Source organism: Collinsella vaginalis, assembly GCF_900176655.1.
GTDB lineage: Bacteria > Actinomycetota > Coriobacteriia > Coriobacteriales > Coriobacteriaceae > Collinsella > Collinsella vaginalis.
This window is the reverse complement of the sequence record NZ_LT838842.1, coordinates 327,484-341,834: the sequence shown is the minus strand read 5'-3', so window position 1 is coordinate 341,834 and position 14,351 is coordinate 327,484. Positions and strand designations below refer to the sequence as shown.

Genomic DNA, 14,351 nt, shown 5'->3' with positions numbered 1-14,351 from the left:
CTGGCGCTACCACGCCACCCCGCCGTTGCTCCGCAGCGCGGCTCTACCACCAGATACGGCCCCAGACTTCTCTGCACTCCGCACCAACGCACGCGAAGCAGACCGACTGGTGCACGCCCACCTCCTCACTGATCTCAAGGGGATTCCGCTTCCCGTCGTTGCCTGCTCGGGCCCTGCAAATGATAGGCATAGAAGTCACACCGTGGCTCCGTGTAGATGCCCTGGCTGGCTTACAGCTGATGACACCGTGCTCACGGCATCAGGCTTGCGTATTTTGAATCCTCGGGCAGCACTTGCGGACATGTCGTCTCGACTTAACTGGGTCCATCTAGCGTTGCGCATGATGGAGGCTTTCGGTTTGTATGCGATACATGTCGAGACCGAACGATCTCGTATGACGCTGAACTGCCTGCTTGCGGAGCAGGTGCTAACCCAAGATGGGCAGCGTGCCCGGCCCGATCATATTCGAGAGTTCTGCGACGCGCATGGTAAAACGGTGTCATTTCTAGACCGCCGAGGTTGCGAGGTGCCCTGGGAGCTCGGGTTCGACCGGTTTGGAAATCCAACTGAACATTGGAAGAGGGCTCCCCTTCTTACCATGGATGATTTGATGGAGATGAGCGAGCGCCTGCGGGGATGGCGCGGCTCGAAAACGTTTCGCGACGCGCTCACCTGTGCGTGTCCGGGCTCAGGATCAATTCTTGAATCAAAATTGCTCCTGCTCATGTGCGCGCCCACGCGCCTTGGGGGAGAGGGGTGGCCGCGTCCGCTATTGAACGCTCGCCTCGACTTCACTGTGGAGCAGCGTTCCCTCGGCGTCGGCCACTATTGTGTTTGCGACCAGCTTTGGAAGCGCCAGCAAGTGGTTGTTGAGGCCAACGGAATGGCATTTCACGCAGATAAACAGGGGTTTATTCTGGCTTCCGGCAGGGCGGCTGCTCTTCAGCACGCCGGCTACACCGTGATAGACGTGTCATATGGTCAAGTTTCCAAGCTCGAGGCGTTTGACCTTATGGTTCATACACTTGCAAAAGCTCTCGGACTGCCCCTGCGCAAACGGACGGCCGCCTTCCTTGCACGCCGGCAGAAACTTCACCAGCTGCTTTTTCACAGGCACGCCAGAACCCACACCAAACCGTTTTCATCAACATACGTAAGTCAGGCGCAGAGAAGACGCGACCTCGTGGAGGGGGCATTCGCGTGTGTCTGCACTCGCGCCGGTTCGCTCAGAGACCTCCCATTTGAAGCTGGCCCGTGCCGCCTGCCCTGCAAAGAAGCCGCCCGCCCGCAACGAAAACCCGGGCACCAGGCTCCTTGAGCGGGGCAGCGCGTAAGGGCTGCGCAAAGGGGCCTGGAAAAAACGTCCCCGCTACCAGCTTTGATGCTATAGTGTTCGCGACAGCAGGCCATGTGCCTGATGCTGTCATGTCGATACGCAGGGCTAAGAGAGAGGCTGCAGTGAAACCCAAACCCCGACCACACAGTCGCTAGACCCTGCGGGTGCCCTTCGCGGTGCGCGCCGGGGTCGTGCGCACACGTTCTGTATATGAAACCCGAGAGGGAGCACCATGAACTACTTTTCCGAGCTGCTCGGCCTTCCCGTCATTGACTCCACTGGCCAGAAGATTGGCGTCGTCAATGACCTCGGCATCGCGACCGGCGAGGTCTTCCCGCATGTCACGTCGCTCGCGTTCCGAGGTCCCGGCAAGACGCCCTTCATGATCAGCTGGCGGAAATACGTCGACCATGTCGATGACAATAAAGTCGTGCTGAACGGTCCCGCCACCGACATCCGCTTTTCCTACCTGCAGCCCGACGAGGTTCTCCTCGCGCGGGACATCATGAACAAGCAGATCGTGGACACACAGGGCCTGAAGGTCGTGCGCGTGAACGATATCAAGCTCTCAAGCTCCGGCGAGAACCAGCTCCGCCTGCTGGGCGCCGAGGTGGGCGCCCGCGGCCTGCTGCGCGCGATCAGCCCGCTCCTCGAGCGCGTCGTGGCCCGCATCGCCCGTGCCCTCGGCCACCCCCTGTCCGAGGACATCATCGCATGGAGCTACATGGACCTGCTCGAGCGGAGCATCAAGCAGATCAAGTTGTCCGTCTCCCACAAGACCCTGGGCGAGCTCCACCCGGCGGACATCGCCGACATCATCGAGAAGCTCGATCCGCGGCTGCGCGGCCAGGTCTTCGCGCAGCTCGACACCGCTCAAGCGGCCGAGGCGATCTCGGAGTTCGACGACGAGGACATCCGCTCCGAGATGCTCGAGGGCCTCTCCGACACCGACGCCTCGTCGATGCTCGCGCTCATGGATCCTGACGACGCCGCCGAGATCATCGACGAGCTCGATTACGAGAAGGCTGAGAAGCTGCTCCGCCTCATGGGGGTCAAGGAGGAGAAGGCCATTCGAACCCTGCTCGGCTATGCCGAGGACACGGCAGGCCGTATCATGACCTCCGAGTTCGTTGCTCTGCCGGCGACGGCGACCGTGGCCGACGCCGTCGAGGCGATCCGCGAGCTCGACGACGATTTCGAGAGCATCTACTACGTGTACACCACTGATTCGTCGGGTGCGCTCACCGGCGTGCTCTCCCTGCGCGCGCTCATCGTCGCCGAGAACACGCAGCGCCTGCGCGACCTCGCCTTCAAAGATGTGGTCTGGGTCGCCCCTGACCTCGATCAGGAGGAGGTCGCCGAGGAGATGGCCAAGTACGACCTCGCGGCCATCCCCGTATGCGACGAGAACCAGCACATCCTCGGCATCGTCACGGTCGACGACGCCATGGATGTCATGACCGAGGAGCACGCTGAGGACCTGAAGATCGCCGGTGTCGGCGCGGGTGATAACACCACCGGGGAGAGCGCGCACGCGATCACCTGGTTCGCTCAGCGTCAGTTCTGGCTGATCATCTGGGCCGCCGCCTGCGCTTGTATCGCCGCGGTGCTCGGGCACCTGCGCCCGGGCGAGCTGCTGTTCATCTATCCGATGGCCTTCATGCCGGTCAGCCTTCTCTCGGCGGCCCGCATGGTCTCCTTTGTGAAGAACTACTTCCTCGAGTACGTTCATCCCGATGACGACACCAAACCCTTCCTGGGCTTTGCCGTGCAGAACACCCTTATGGGCATCGCACTCGCCGCGGTGGTGTACCTGTGCGCCCAGCTTGTCAGCGCGTTCGCCTTCCGCGATCCCGCGAGTGTCGCGGCCCAGGCTTTCCACTGGTGTGCGCTCATCGCAGCGGCCGTCACGCTCATGAGCTTCCTGACGGCGGTCTTCTACCTCAAGGTCCTCTTCTGGCGCGATGACCATGATCTCGAGACCTCGGGCACTGCGCTCTCGCTCACAGCCACCACGGTGGCCGCGGTCCTGTTCTCCGTCGCATCGACCTCAGCGCTGCTGGCGCTGGCCGGCGCATAGGAGTGTGCGCTCATGAAGAAGGAGACCAAACGCAAGCTGACGATCGGCGCGGTGCTCGGCGCGATGGGCCCCGGTCTGCTCGCGGCGCTCTCGGGCAATGATGCCGGCGGTATCGCCACCTATTCCAGCGCGGGCGCGAACTACGGGTACGGGATGCTCTGGATGCTGCCCGTCATGACCGTGCTGCTCATCGTCACGCAGGAGACGGCCGCCCGGTGCGGCTGCGTGACCGGCAAGGGCTTCGCCTCGCTCATCCGCGAGAAGTTTGGCGTGCGGCGCAGCGCCATCGCCATGGCCGCCCTGCTCGTGGCCAATATCGCGGTGACGATCTCGGAGTTCGCAGGCATCGCGAGCGGCCTCGCCCTGTTCGGCGTGCCGGCGACGGTGTCGGTGCCGCTCGCGGCGATCCTCATCTGGATGCTCACCATGTCGGGCAGCTTTCGCCGCATCGAGAAGATCCTTCTGGTCATCAGCAGCGTCTTCGTGGCCTATGTGGTGGCCGCCTTCCTCGCGGGTCCCGATTGGGGTGCGGTCGGTCGCGCCACGATCACCCCGGGGATCCAGGCCGATCCGAGTTACATATCGCTGGTGGTGGCTACGATCGGCACCACGATCGCGCCATGGATGATCTTCCTCGCGCAGAGCAACGTGGTCGATAAGAACGCCGACGCCGACGACCTCGTCCTGCAGCGCATCGACGCCATCTCGGGAGCGGTCCTCGCGGATATCGTCGCCTGGTTCATCATCGTCACGACGGGCACGGTGCTGTTCCCGGCAGGGGTCCATATCTCCGACGCAGCCGACGCCGCCATGGCGCTGGAGCCCATCGCGGGGCAGTTCTCAACGGTGCTCTTCTCGGCCGGCCTCGTTGCGGCGAGCTTCCTTGCGGCCTGCGTCCTGCCCGGGGTGACTTCGAGCGCGGTCTGCGAGGCCTTCGGCTGGGAGCGCGGCGCGGACCGCAGCTGGGGCGAGGCCCCGATCTACCGCGGAATCATCACGGCGATCATCGTCGTGTCGACGGTGCTCGTGATCCTCCCCGGGGTCAACTTGTTCCAGATACTAATGGGCTCGCAGGTCATCAACGGTGTCCTGCTGCCCGTGCTCCTCGTGTTCCAGGTGCTCATCGCCCAGGACGGTCACATCATGGGCGTGAACCGCAACGGCCGCGTCTGGAACATCCTCACCTGGGTCACCATCGTGGTGATCACGGCGCTCACCGTGGTGATGTTCGCCCTTCAGGCGATGGGATACTAACAACACCTTCAAGATGGGCTTCTCAAAGGAATGAGGGGCCAGGTGCCCGAGCTCTCCGGGCGCCTGAGGTGAGGTGTTGAAAAACGGGCCGCATCACAACCGGTGCAGCCCGTTTCGCGCTTACTTTCGGCGATTCCGCAACCAGTACAGGCCGGCGCCGAGGCCGCAGGTCGCGGCGAGGATAAGAATGAATCCGACGTTGCCCAAGGTCTCACGCCTCCATGATCTGCCCGAGCAGGCCGCTGGCCTCCTCGACGAAGGCGTCCTCGGTCTCGGCGGCGTGTTCGGAGCCCCACCAGTTCAGGAGCAGGCGCACCGTCCCACCGGCGGCGAACTCGGCTGCGCTGCTCTCTTGGGGGTTCTCAGCCGGGTCGATGCCGTTGCGCTCGCGCAGAGCGTCCGCCACCGCATCGCAGATGACGCTCGACATCGTGCCGAACATTGAGCTGTTCAGGATGTTGTCCATCAGGCTGCCGTTGCGGAGCAGGATACCGGTCAGGCGATGCAGGATCTCGTGGCGCTCGGCGGCGAAGTCCCGCTCGCTCCGGTCGGCGGGGAGCGGCCCGAGATCGAGGATCGTCGCCCGTAAGCTGTCTATGTAGAAGGCGAAGAAATCGTTCTTATCTCGGAAGTGCTTGTAGAACGTCGTGCGCCGGATCATCGCCTCATCGCAGAGTGCGGCGACGCTGATCTTCTCGTACGGGGAGCGCGAGAGGAGTTCAGTAAATGCGCTGTTTAGGGCGCGGTACGTTTTCTGAATTCGCAGATCCATGGGACCCCCTCCTTGTTTAAAAACAGAAACCACAGCGGTTTAATTATCTCAGGGAGACACTCGTTCGGCAATGTAAATTACGAGAGCTCATGCTCCGTTTCCGAGGGTAATCCGCGATCGGGCGGGTTGGGGCCGTGAGCGGGGGTATACTGGGCGTACATGGACGCGCTGAGCCGGAGCGCGCCGATCAAGAGATTGGATTGCATGATGATCCCTATCATCGTCGGTATCGTCATCGTGGTAGCCATCATCGGCGCCGTCGCGGGCATCTACAACAACATGGTGACGTTGCGCAATCGCATCGACAACGCATGGCAGAACATCGACACGCAGCTTCAGCGTCGTAATGACCTTATTCCCAATCTCGTGGAAACCGTGAAGGGCTACGCGTCTCACGAGAAGCAGACGCTGGACGCGGTCATCCGCGCCCGCAACTCCGCAGTATCCGCCTCCACGCCTGAGCAGAAGATGGAGGCGAACGACGTCCTGACCGGCGCCCTTCGCCAGCTCTTCGCCGTGGCCGAGGCCTACCCCGAGCTCAAGGCAAACGCCAACTTCAGCCAGCTCCAGGGAACACTCGAGGACACGGAGAACAAGGTGAGCTACGCGCGGCAGAGCTACAACGACTGCGTGCTCAACTACAACAACGCCATCCAGACCTTCCCGAGCAACATCTTCGCGGGAATCTTCCAGTTCAAGGAGCGCTCGGGCTTCGAGGCGTCCGAGGCGGCCCGAACGGCGCCTCAGGTCAAGTTTTAAGCCCCCCCGCTTGCCCGGGCGGTGGCCCGGAGGAGGGCGTATCGCTTGGGTAGTGAGAGAACCAAGGTCGGGCACACGCCCGCGCGCCCTGAGCAAGCAGGAACGCGCGGGCGATTTTGTTTTTGAGGGATTGATCGTGAAGGCAACGAAAAAGCAACGTTATATTCCGGCGCTCGACGGCATCCGCGCCATAGCGGTCATCGCGGTCGTGCTGTACCACGTGAACGTGCCCTGGATGCGCGGGGGGCTGCTCGGCGTCACGATGTTCTTCGTGATCTCGGGCTTCATCATCACGCGCCTGCTGCTCAACGAGATCGCCAGAACGCGCCGCATCGATTTCAAGGGATTCTACCTGCGGCGCGCGCGTCGCCTCTTACCCGCGATCTTCGTCGTCGTTCTGGTTACTATCGTGCTCTGCGCCCTGTTCAACCAGGTGATGCTCACGAAGATGCGTCCCGACATCCTGCCGAGCATCCTCTTCTTCAACAACTGGTGGCAGATCATCAACGACGTGTCGTATTTCAACGCCCTGGGCGACCCGTCGCCGCTCACCCACTTCTGGTCGCTCGCCATCGAGGAGCAGTTCTACCTGATTTGGCCCCCGCTGCTCATGGGACTCTACCAGATGGGCGTCGGCCATCGCGGGATGAGGCGCGCCGTACTCGTGACCGCCGTCGCATCCGCTGTGGCGATGGCGCTGCTCTACAACCCCGCCACCGATCCGAGTCGGCTCTACTACGGCACGGACACCCGCTCATTCTCCCTGCTCCTAGGGGCGTGGCTCGCCTTCTTCCCGCCGCGTCTCATCGATGGGGCCCGTGGGGCGGCGGGCCGTGCGATGGACATCGGCGGTGTCATCGGCCTTGCGGGCCTGGTGGCGTTGTTCATCTTCAGCAACGGCTACACCTCCTTCCCGTATCGCGGTGGCATGGCGCTTTGCACGGTGCTGACCGCCCTGGTGATCGTCGGCGCCGTCCGTCGCGGCGGCGTGCTCGAGCGCGGGCTCAGCGCGGCACCGCTCAGGTGGGTCGGTACGCGATCTTACGGTATCTACCTGTGGCACTACCCGATCCTCCTGCTCCTGAACCCGTCGAGCGATGTGAGCGCCAAGCCCTGGTGGGCGATGCCGCTGCAGCTTGCCCTCGTGCTCGCGGTGGCCGAGCTCTCGTACCGGTTCATCGAGACGCCGTTCAGGCACGGGGCGTTCGAGAAGTTCATCGCCGTGGTTCGCGGGGGCGGACCCGAGGGCGAGGTCCCGCAGGTTGAGAAGCGAAAGGCGCAGCGCCCTGCGTCCAGTGCGCTGCCCCCGGAGCGCCCCCAGGCGCTCGCCGCGCTTCGGGGCGGTTTTGACCGGGCACGGATGAGCGCTGCGAAGAAGACAGCGCCCCTGAGCGCGTGGATCGCAAAGCGGATGCCGGGAGGCGAGGCGGGCGCCCTGCGTCGCCTCGGCCCAGGACGCGTCGTTGCGGCTGGCAGCTTCGTCGTCCTTCTCATCGCGGCCGGGGTGGCGCTCGCGGTGGTTCCTGAGACCTCGGCGTTAAGCCGCGAGGGTGCGGCCGCTCTCCAGGAGGGCGCCGCCCCGGATACCGGGCAAGGCGGTCAGGCGTATGCCGCGGACGCGTACGACGTCCTGATGATCGGCGATTCCGTCTCGGTGCGCACCGTGCCCTACTTCGAGCAGGCGTTCCCCAACGGCAAGATCGACGCCCAGGTGAGCCGCCAGTTCGGGGCGGGCACGGAGCTCCTCAAGGAGTATGTCGACCAGGGCCGGGTGGGCGGCGTCGTGGTGATCGCGCTCGGCACGAACGGCCTGGTCACCGGTGAGCAGATCGATCAGCTGATGAGCGTGGTCGGCGATAAACGTACCGTTGCCCTCGTCACCACGAGGAGCCCCCGCGGATGGGTGGACGACACCAACGCCGCGCTCCGGGATGCCGCGGCCCGCTACCAGAATGTGCGGCTCGTCGACTGGCATGCATACAGCGAGGGCAAGAACGACGTCTTCGACGGGGATGGCACGCATCTGAACGAGTCGGGCGCGGAGCAATATATCGGTCTGATCAAAGATGCGATCTGGGACGTGCTGCCGCTGCGCATGGGCGAGGGCTGGACCGACCCCGTGCCCGCCTCCGCCCAGCAGCTCCTCGACGGGACGTCGGCGGCGGTGGGCGATAGGCTGGTGCAGGAGGCCGATGCGTCGTTGAGCCGTTCGAAGGACGGCTCATAGGAGGGGCTCGATGGCCATGGCGTTCTCGCGGCAGAGGCGGTGCGGGGCGCCGCTGCCGCTTCGGCGGTCGCGGAGATGCCGATGATCCGCGTGCGGTGATGGTATGATTAGGCGCGATGGAGAGATGGCAGAGCGGTTGAATGCGGCGGTCTTGAAAACCGTTAGGCGCGTGAGCGTCTCGGGGGTTCGAATCCCCCTCTCTCCGCCATATTTTGGCGACCGTGCCTCTCAACACCGTATTCATAGACCCGTCCGGGTACCGCTGCAGGCCTTACCGGCCTGTTGGGGGGCGGACAATTCCACTGAGGAGCCGCGATGGCTGATATGCGCGAGAGGGATGAGCGGTTCATGCGCGAGGCGCTCGCCGAAGCCCGGGCCGCTGCCGCGGTGGGGGAGGTCCCGATCGGCGCCGTGGTGGTCTGTGGCGATACGGTGATCACGCGGGCGCACAACCGTCGCGAGCTTGATGCCGACCCGTCGGCGCATGCGGAGTTCTCAGCTCTGACGGCGGCAAGCCGCGCGCTCGGCCGCTGGCGCCTCCCTGATTGCACCGTGTATGTCACGCTTGAGCCGTGCGCGATGTGCGCCGGCCTCATGGTGAACGCCCGCATCGGCCGATGCGTGTACGGGGCGGCCGATCCCAAGGCAGGGGTGCTCGGCTCCCTGTACCGGCTGCATGGCGACGCCCGTTTGAATCACCGGTTCCCGGTTGTCGCCGGGGTGCTCGGCGAGGAGTGTGCGGCGGAGCTGCGGGAGTTCTTCCGTGCGCGTCGAGACAGGATGGCGCCGATGACCGAGGTAGATGCCGAGCACGCCGCTGCGCGCGCGGAGGCCCATCGAGAGGAAACGGGCGAGCTGGACTGCGATGGTGCGGTTGCCAGCAGCCCGGATATGCGCCCTGCCCCGTGCGTCCTCATCGCGGCGGACTCGTTCAAGGGATCGGTTACGAGCGCCCAGGTGGGCGCCTGGATCTCCGAGGGGATCCGCGGAACGGCACCGGACGCTGTGGTTTCCTGCCTGCCGATCGCCGATNTCGCGATCGTCGGCGGGCGCGGCGTCGAGCTCGGTGACGTGTACCGCGTTGGTGTGGACCTCGTCATCCCGGCCGTACGCGAGCCCATGCAGCTCGAGCGGGCCCTCACGCCGGAGGAGACGCGCGTGAACCTCCGCTGCGCCGGGGAGTCAGCGATCCGGGCGTACCTGCTCAATCGCTGACCTGTGGACGCGGATCGCGTGATCGGTGGCGGAAACGTGCTGGCGGCGCGCTGGCGAGCGATGGGGCGTTTCAGAGCTCATGCGGCCCATGGTGTAGCGCATTCTTCCTCCCAGATATCGGGAGATGCTTCGGCCGTGGAGAACATCGTGGCGACCATGCGGTGCTCTCCTTCGGATAACGGAGATGTTCCCAGCGCATGACGGTCAGCAAGGACTCCGCGGCGCTCTCCCCGGATGGCGGGAGATGTGCTGCTCAGTTACGGTCCTCGACGTGCGGCGGCGGACAGGGTATCATGAGGAACGCGCCTCGCGCGCTCAATGGGTTCGGATGACGATATGTTCCGAATCTGGTCAGGTCCGGAAGGAAGCAGCCATAAGGAGCCTCTGACGGGCATCCGTTCCCATTGAGCGCACGGGGCTTTTTCATGGCGCTCGAACTTCATTGCCGTCGCCCTCGATTTTCACGACCTGTGCCCCTGGCCTGTGATCCTTCGATTCCCGGGTCCTGTCCTTGAACTCTGCAGCCTGCGAGGCTCTGCTTCACGTGTCATCTTGAGCACGGCCTCTGGCTCCGCGAGGCCCCTGGAGCGCGATCCCCTGGGCCCGCGGGATCTCCTGAGCGCGAGCCTTTGCCTGCGGGCATTGGTATGCGGGACCAAAGCGTTGTTGGTTGGCTCCCCCGCGTGTTTTGGTCGGCTTCGTTTTGCGTTTTCTCGAATTGTGCATAGATTTCGCCCGCAATAGGCCGAGGTATGACCTGCCCTATGCAGAACTCAAGAAAATGCACCATGTCTGAACTGGTCATTTAAAGTCGCTACTTATTGTCTCGCCGTCGGCCTATGCATAGCTCAAAGAAATGCAAATCCGCTTGCGGCTGTATCCGTGTCAACCTGTCTCGGGCTTATGGGGGATGGGATCGCCCGCGCCAGCCGCGCGTCCGCATGGCAACACGCTCATGCCAACGCCCGCTCGCTGCAATTCTCACAGCTCCGCAAACAGGCAACCCTCCTAACCCTGCGGTATCATGGGCCGGAATGCATCCGAGACCAGCGGACCGGGGGTCAAGGGCCATATGATCGAGATCTTGAGGCGCTTCGGGGGGCCGTTTCGGCGCAACCTGCTGATCGGCCCGGCGTGCAAGCTGATCGAGGTCGTCTTCGATCTGCTCACCCCGCTGGTGATCGCGCGGATGATCGACGAGGGCATCGGCCAGCGCGATCTCACGGTCGTCATGCGCTACGGCGCCGTCCTGCTCGGTATGGCCGTCATCGGCATGGGATTCGCCCTGATCTGCCAAAAGATGGCGTCGCTCGCCTCTCAGGGCATCGGCACCGAGGTCCGCCGAAGCCTCTACGCCCGCATCAACGCGTTCGCCTACACGGAGATCGATCGGTTCGGCACCCCCTCGCTCATCACGCGCATCACCAACGACGTGAACCAACTGCAGCTCGCGGTGGCCCTTGCCATCCGCCAGCTCATCCGTTGGCCTTTCCTGGCCGTAGGATCCATGATCGCCGCCCTGCTCATCGACCCTGTGCTCGGTTTGGTGTTTATCGTCACCGCGCCGCTCATCGGTGCCGTGTTCTGCTGGGTGATGTCGCGTGCGGTCCCGCTCTTCCGGCGCATCCAGGGCATGCTCGACCGCATCGGCCTCCTCACACGCGAGAGCCTCTCCGGCGCCCGCGTGATCCGGGCCCTCGTGCGCGAGGACCACGAGCGCGCGCGGTTCCGTGAGGCTGCTGACGGCCAGGCGCGCCTCTCCATCGTCGTGGGCCGTCTGAACTCCCTGCTCAACCCCGCCACGTTCCTCGTGATGAACCTCGGTGTCTGCGTGATCCTCTGGCAGGGTGGCATCGCCGTCGACACGGGGCGGCTCACCCAGGGCGATGTGGTCGCCTTCGTCAACTACATGACGCAGACCCTGCTCTCGGTGGTGTACGTCGCGAACCTGGTCATCGTCTTCACCCGTGCGAGCGCGAGCGCGACGCGCGTCATCGAGGTGCTCGATTGCGAGCCGAGCATCACCTCTCCTGAGGGTGCCGCCGCGCAGGAGATCACCCCTGAGGCGCCGGCGTTTCACCTCGATCATGCCACGTTCGCCTTCGGTGCTGCCGCGAGCCCCGCCGTGGACGGCGTCACGTTCGAGCTGCCGCAAGGAGGGACCTTAGGCGTCATCGGCGGCACGGGATCCGGCAAATCAACCCTGGTGTCATTGCTGCCGCGCCTGTACGACACCACCTCCGGCATCGTTGAGGTGCTGGGGCGGGATGTGCGCTCCTGGCAGCTCGAGGAGCTGCGCCATGTGATCGGTCTGGTACCCCAGGCAGCGGCGCTCGTCTCTGGCACCATCCGATCCAACCTCACCTGGCGGGACGCCGACGCATCCGATGACGCTCTGTGGGCTGCCCTTGACACCGCCCAGGCCGGCGAGTTCGTGCGCAAGTTACCGGAGGGCCTCGATGCCCCCGTCGAGGCAGGCGGCAAGAACTTCTCCGGCGGGCAGCGCCAGCGCCTGACCATCGCCCGTGCGCTGGTGGGCAAGACGCGCATCCTCATCCTCGACGACTCGGCCTCCGCCCTCGACATGCGCACCGATGCGGCGCTCCGCCAGGCGGTGCGTGCCCGGTCGCAGAGCTCGTCAACGCCGCTCACCACGGTCATCGTCTCCCAGCGCATCTCCTCGGTGCGCGACGCGGACCTCATCTGCGTGATGCGCCGCGGCCGCGCCGTTGGCCTGGGGACCCATGACGAGCTGCTCGAGACCTGCGACGTCTATCGCGAGATCTGCCGCTCGCAAGGGTTGGACGCACCAGATGCAGGTCGCGATGCAGGGAGGGATGCCCGATGAACCCCTATGCCTCAACCGGATCCGTCTCAACGGTGACCGCGAGCGCGGCGGACCGCGACCATCGTGATGATGCGAACGGGGGAGGCCCGGGCGGCGCCCCTGAGATGCCAACCGGCGAGGTCACCCGGCGTTTAATCGCCTGCATCCGCCCGCACCTGGCAGCATTCGTCCTCTCGTTCCTCTCGGCGCTCATCTCGGTGGCGCTGCAGCTGTACGTGCCGATTCTGATCGGTCGGGGGATCGACCTCATCATCGCTGCGGGCCATGTGGCCTTCACCGAGCTCTGGCCTCTCCTGGTCGAGCTCGCGGCCGTGGTGGCGGGAGCTGCCCTCACCCAGTGGGCCCAGGGCTACCTCATCAGCCGCCTCGCGTATGTGACCGTGCGCGACCTGCGCGTGCAGGTGAGCGAGAAGATCAGCCGGATGCCGATCTCGTTCATCGACGCGCACCCGCACGGCGACCTCATCTCCCGCGTGGTGAACGACGTCGATCTCGTGGGCGATGGGCTCCTGCAGGGGCTCACCCAGCTCTTCACCGGTGTCGTCACGATCGTCGGCACGCTCATCTTCATGCTCAGCCTGTCGGTGTCGATGGCGGTGGTGGTGGTACTTGTGACACCGCTCTCCATCGCGGCGGCCTCGGCGATCGCGCGGTTCTCAAACCGCAGCTTCACCGCGCAGCAGAGCATCCTGGGCCAGGTGGGCGGCCATATCGAGGAGTATGTGGGCAATCAGCGCCTCGTCTCGGCGCTCGCATACGGCGGCCGTGCCGAGGAGGCGTTCGACAACCTCAACCGCGCTCTCTACACGGCGGGGGAGCGGGCGCAGTTCTTGAGCTCGCTGTCGAACCCCGGGACCCGCTTCATCAACAACATCATCTACGCGGTGGTGGCGGTCATCGGCTGCCTCGCGGTGATCACCGGCTGGCCCTCGACGCTCACCGTGGGCGGCGTCCAGGTTTTCCTTTCCTACGCAAATCAGTACACGAAGCCGTTCAACGAGGTCACCAGCGTGATCGTGCAGATTCAGACGGCTGTGGCGAGTGCGGCACGCGTCTTCTCGCTGCTCGATGAGACCGAGGAGCGCCCCGACGCCGCGGATGCCCTCGCCATCAGGGACCTGCAGGGCGCGGTCAGGTTCGACCGCGTCGCGTTCTCCTATGTGAAGGACCGCCCACTCCTCACCGATATCGAGATCAGCGCAGCTCCCGGTGCGCGCTACGCCCTGGTGGGGCCCACCGGCTGCGGCAAGACGACCCTCATCAACCTGCTCCTGCGCTTCTACGATGTCGATGCGGGCGCGGTCACGCTCGACGGTTACGATATCCGCAGCCTCACACGGGAGAGCCTGCGGCGCAGCTTCGGCATGGTGCTGCAGGACAGCTGGCTCTTCGAGGGGACGATCCACGACAACATCGCCTACGGCAAGCCCGATGCCACGCGCGAGCAGGTGGTGGAGGCGACGCGGCGCGCCCACGCAGACGGCTTTATCGAGACGTTGCCCGACGGGTACGACACGCTCGTCGCGGAGGATGGGGGCTCGCTCTCCCAAGGCCAGCGCCAGCTGCTCTGCATCGCCCGCGTGATGCTCACGGACCCTGCGATCCTGCTGCTCGACGAGGCGACGAGCTCCATCGACACCCGCACCGAGGCGCAGGTGCAGGCCGCCTTCGATGAGCTCATGCGCGGACGGACCAGCTTCGTGGTGGCCCACCGGCTCTCGACCATCCAGGGGGCCGACTGCATCCTCGTGATGCGCGACGGCGCGATCATCGAGCGGGGGACGCACCAGGACCTGCTTGAGCAGCACGGATTCTATGCGAGCCTGTACGAGGCGCAGTTCGCCGGGTCTGAGAGTTGAA

Annotated in this window: 9 protein-coding genes, 1 tRNA gene and 1 other RNA gene; 10 read left to right on the top strand and 1 reads right to left on the bottom strand. The window is 64.7% G+C overall.

Translation table 11 applies throughout. The annotated features are described in order from the left end of the window. Positions 1 to 340: 340 nt before the first annotated feature. The 3 genes from CAP13_RS01430 (at position 341) to CAP13_RS01420 (ending at position 4,670) form a co-directional block, all read left to right on the top strand. On the top strand, positions 341 to 1,318 hold the full coding sequence (locus CAP13_RS01430) for a hypothetical protein (protein WP_179184873.1): 978 nt from the start codon (positions 341 to 343) through the stop codon (positions 1,316 to 1,318). A gap of 250 nt (positions 1,319 to 1,568) precedes the next feature. Continuing rightward, the gene (locus CAP13_RS01425) at positions 1,569 to 3,416 is read left to right on the top strand and encodes a magnesium transporter (RefSeq protein ID WP_085829887.1); all 1,848 of its coding nucleotides are present in this window, start codon (positions 1,569 to 1,571) and stop codon (positions 3,414 to 3,416) included. Positions 3,417 to 3,428: 12 nt separating this feature from the next. After that, the gene (locus CAP13_RS01420) at positions 3,429 to 4,670 is read left to right on the top strand and encodes an Nramp family divalent metal transporter (protein ID WP_085829886.1); all 1,242 of its coding nucleotides are present in this window, start codon (positions 3,429 to 3,431) and stop codon (positions 4,668 to 4,670) included. A 211-nt stretch (positions 4,671 to 4,881) separates the two neighbouring features. On the opposite strand, the gene CAP13_RS01415 is transcribed toward CAP13_RS01420, so the two are convergent. After that, positions 4,882 to 5,442, bottom strand: a complete 561-nt coding sequence (locus CAP13_RS01415; RefSeq protein WP_085829885.1) for a TetR/AcrR family transcriptional regulator — start codon at positions 5,440 to 5,442, stop codon at positions 4,882 to 4,884. Between the two features lie 207 nt (positions 5,443 to 5,649). Here CAP13_RS01415 and CAP13_RS01410 point away from each other — a divergent pair, with 207 nt between their 5' ends. From CAP13_RS01410 to CAP13_RS01380, 7 genes are all read left to right on the top strand, one after another. After that, complete coding sequence (locus CAP13_RS01410) at positions 5,650 to 6,201, top strand: LemA family protein (RefSeq protein WP_179184880.1); 552 nt, start codon at positions 5,650 to 5,652, stop codon at positions 6,199 to 6,201. A gap of 136 nt (positions 6,202 to 6,337) precedes the next feature. Further along, the gene (locus tag CAP13_RS01405) at positions 6,338 to 8,428 is read left to right on the top strand and encodes an acyltransferase family protein (RefSeq protein ID WP_245798852.1); all 2,091 of its coding nucleotides are present in this window, start codon (positions 6,338 to 6,340) and stop codon (positions 8,426 to 8,428) included. 118 nt (positions 8,429 to 8,546) lie between these two features. Further along, positions 8,547 to 8,636, top strand: a tRNA-Ser gene (locus CAP13_RS01400). Positions 8,637 to 8,743: 107 nt separating this feature from the next. Further along, positions 8,744 to 9,643: a tRNA adenosine(34) deaminase TadA gene (tadA, locus tag CAP13_RS01395; protein WP_085829882.1), complete on the top strand. Its 900-nt coding sequence runs from the start codon at positions 8,744 to 8,746 to the stop codon at positions 9,641 to 9,643. A gap of 316 nt (positions 9,644 to 9,959) precedes the next feature. After that, an RNA gene (gene ffs / locus CAP13_RS01390) (signal recognition particle sRNA small type) lies at positions 9,960 to 10,053 on the top strand. A 662-nt stretch (positions 10,054 to 10,715) separates the two neighbouring features. Next, positions 10,716 to 12,491 (top strand): ABC transporter ATP-binding protein, encoded by a 1,776-nt coding sequence (locus CAP13_RS01385; RefSeq protein WP_085829881.1) that lies wholly within the window; start codon positions 10,716 to 10,718, stop codon positions 12,489 to 12,491. Beyond that, positions 12,488 to 14,350 (top strand): ABC transporter ATP-binding protein, encoded by a 1,863-nt coding sequence (locus tag CAP13_RS01380; RefSeq protein WP_085829880.1) that lies wholly within the window; start codon positions 12,488 to 12,490, stop codon positions 14,348 to 14,350. Before CAP13_RS01385 ends, CAP13_RS01380 begins: the two co-directional genes overlap by 4 nt. The last annotated feature ends 1 nt before the right edge of the window (position 14,351 follow it).

Excerpts from the sequence above, each read along its gene's own strand:
- CAP13_RS01430 (WP_179184873.1), top strand. The coding sequence starts at position 341 with ATGATGGAGGCTTTCGGTTTGTATGCGATACATGTCGAGACCGAACGA.
- CAP13_RS01425 (WP_085829887.1), top strand. The coding sequence starts at position 1,569 with ATGAACTACTTTTCCGAGCTGCTCGGCCTTCCCGTCATTGACTCCACT.
- CAP13_RS01415 (WP_085829885.1), bottom strand. The coding sequence starts at position 5,442 with ATGGATCTGCGAATTCAGAAAACGTACCGCGCCCTAAACAGCGCATTT.
- CAP13_RS01385 (WP_085829881.1), top strand. The coding sequence starts at position 10,716 with ATGATCGAGATCTTGAGGCGCTTCGGGGGGCCGTTTCGGCGCAACCTG.
- CAP13_RS01420 (WP_085829886.1), top strand. The coding sequence starts at position 3,429 with ATGAAGAAGGAGACCAAACGCAAGCTGACGATCGGCGCGGTGCTCGGC.
- CAP13_RS01410 (WP_179184880.1), top strand. The coding sequence starts at position 5,650 with ATGATCCCTATCATCGTCGGTATCGTCATCGTGGTAGCCATCATCGGC.
- CAP13_RS01380 (WP_085829880.1), top strand. The coding sequence starts at position 12,488 with ATGAACCCCTATGCCTCAACCGGATCCGTCTCAACGGTGACCGCGAGC.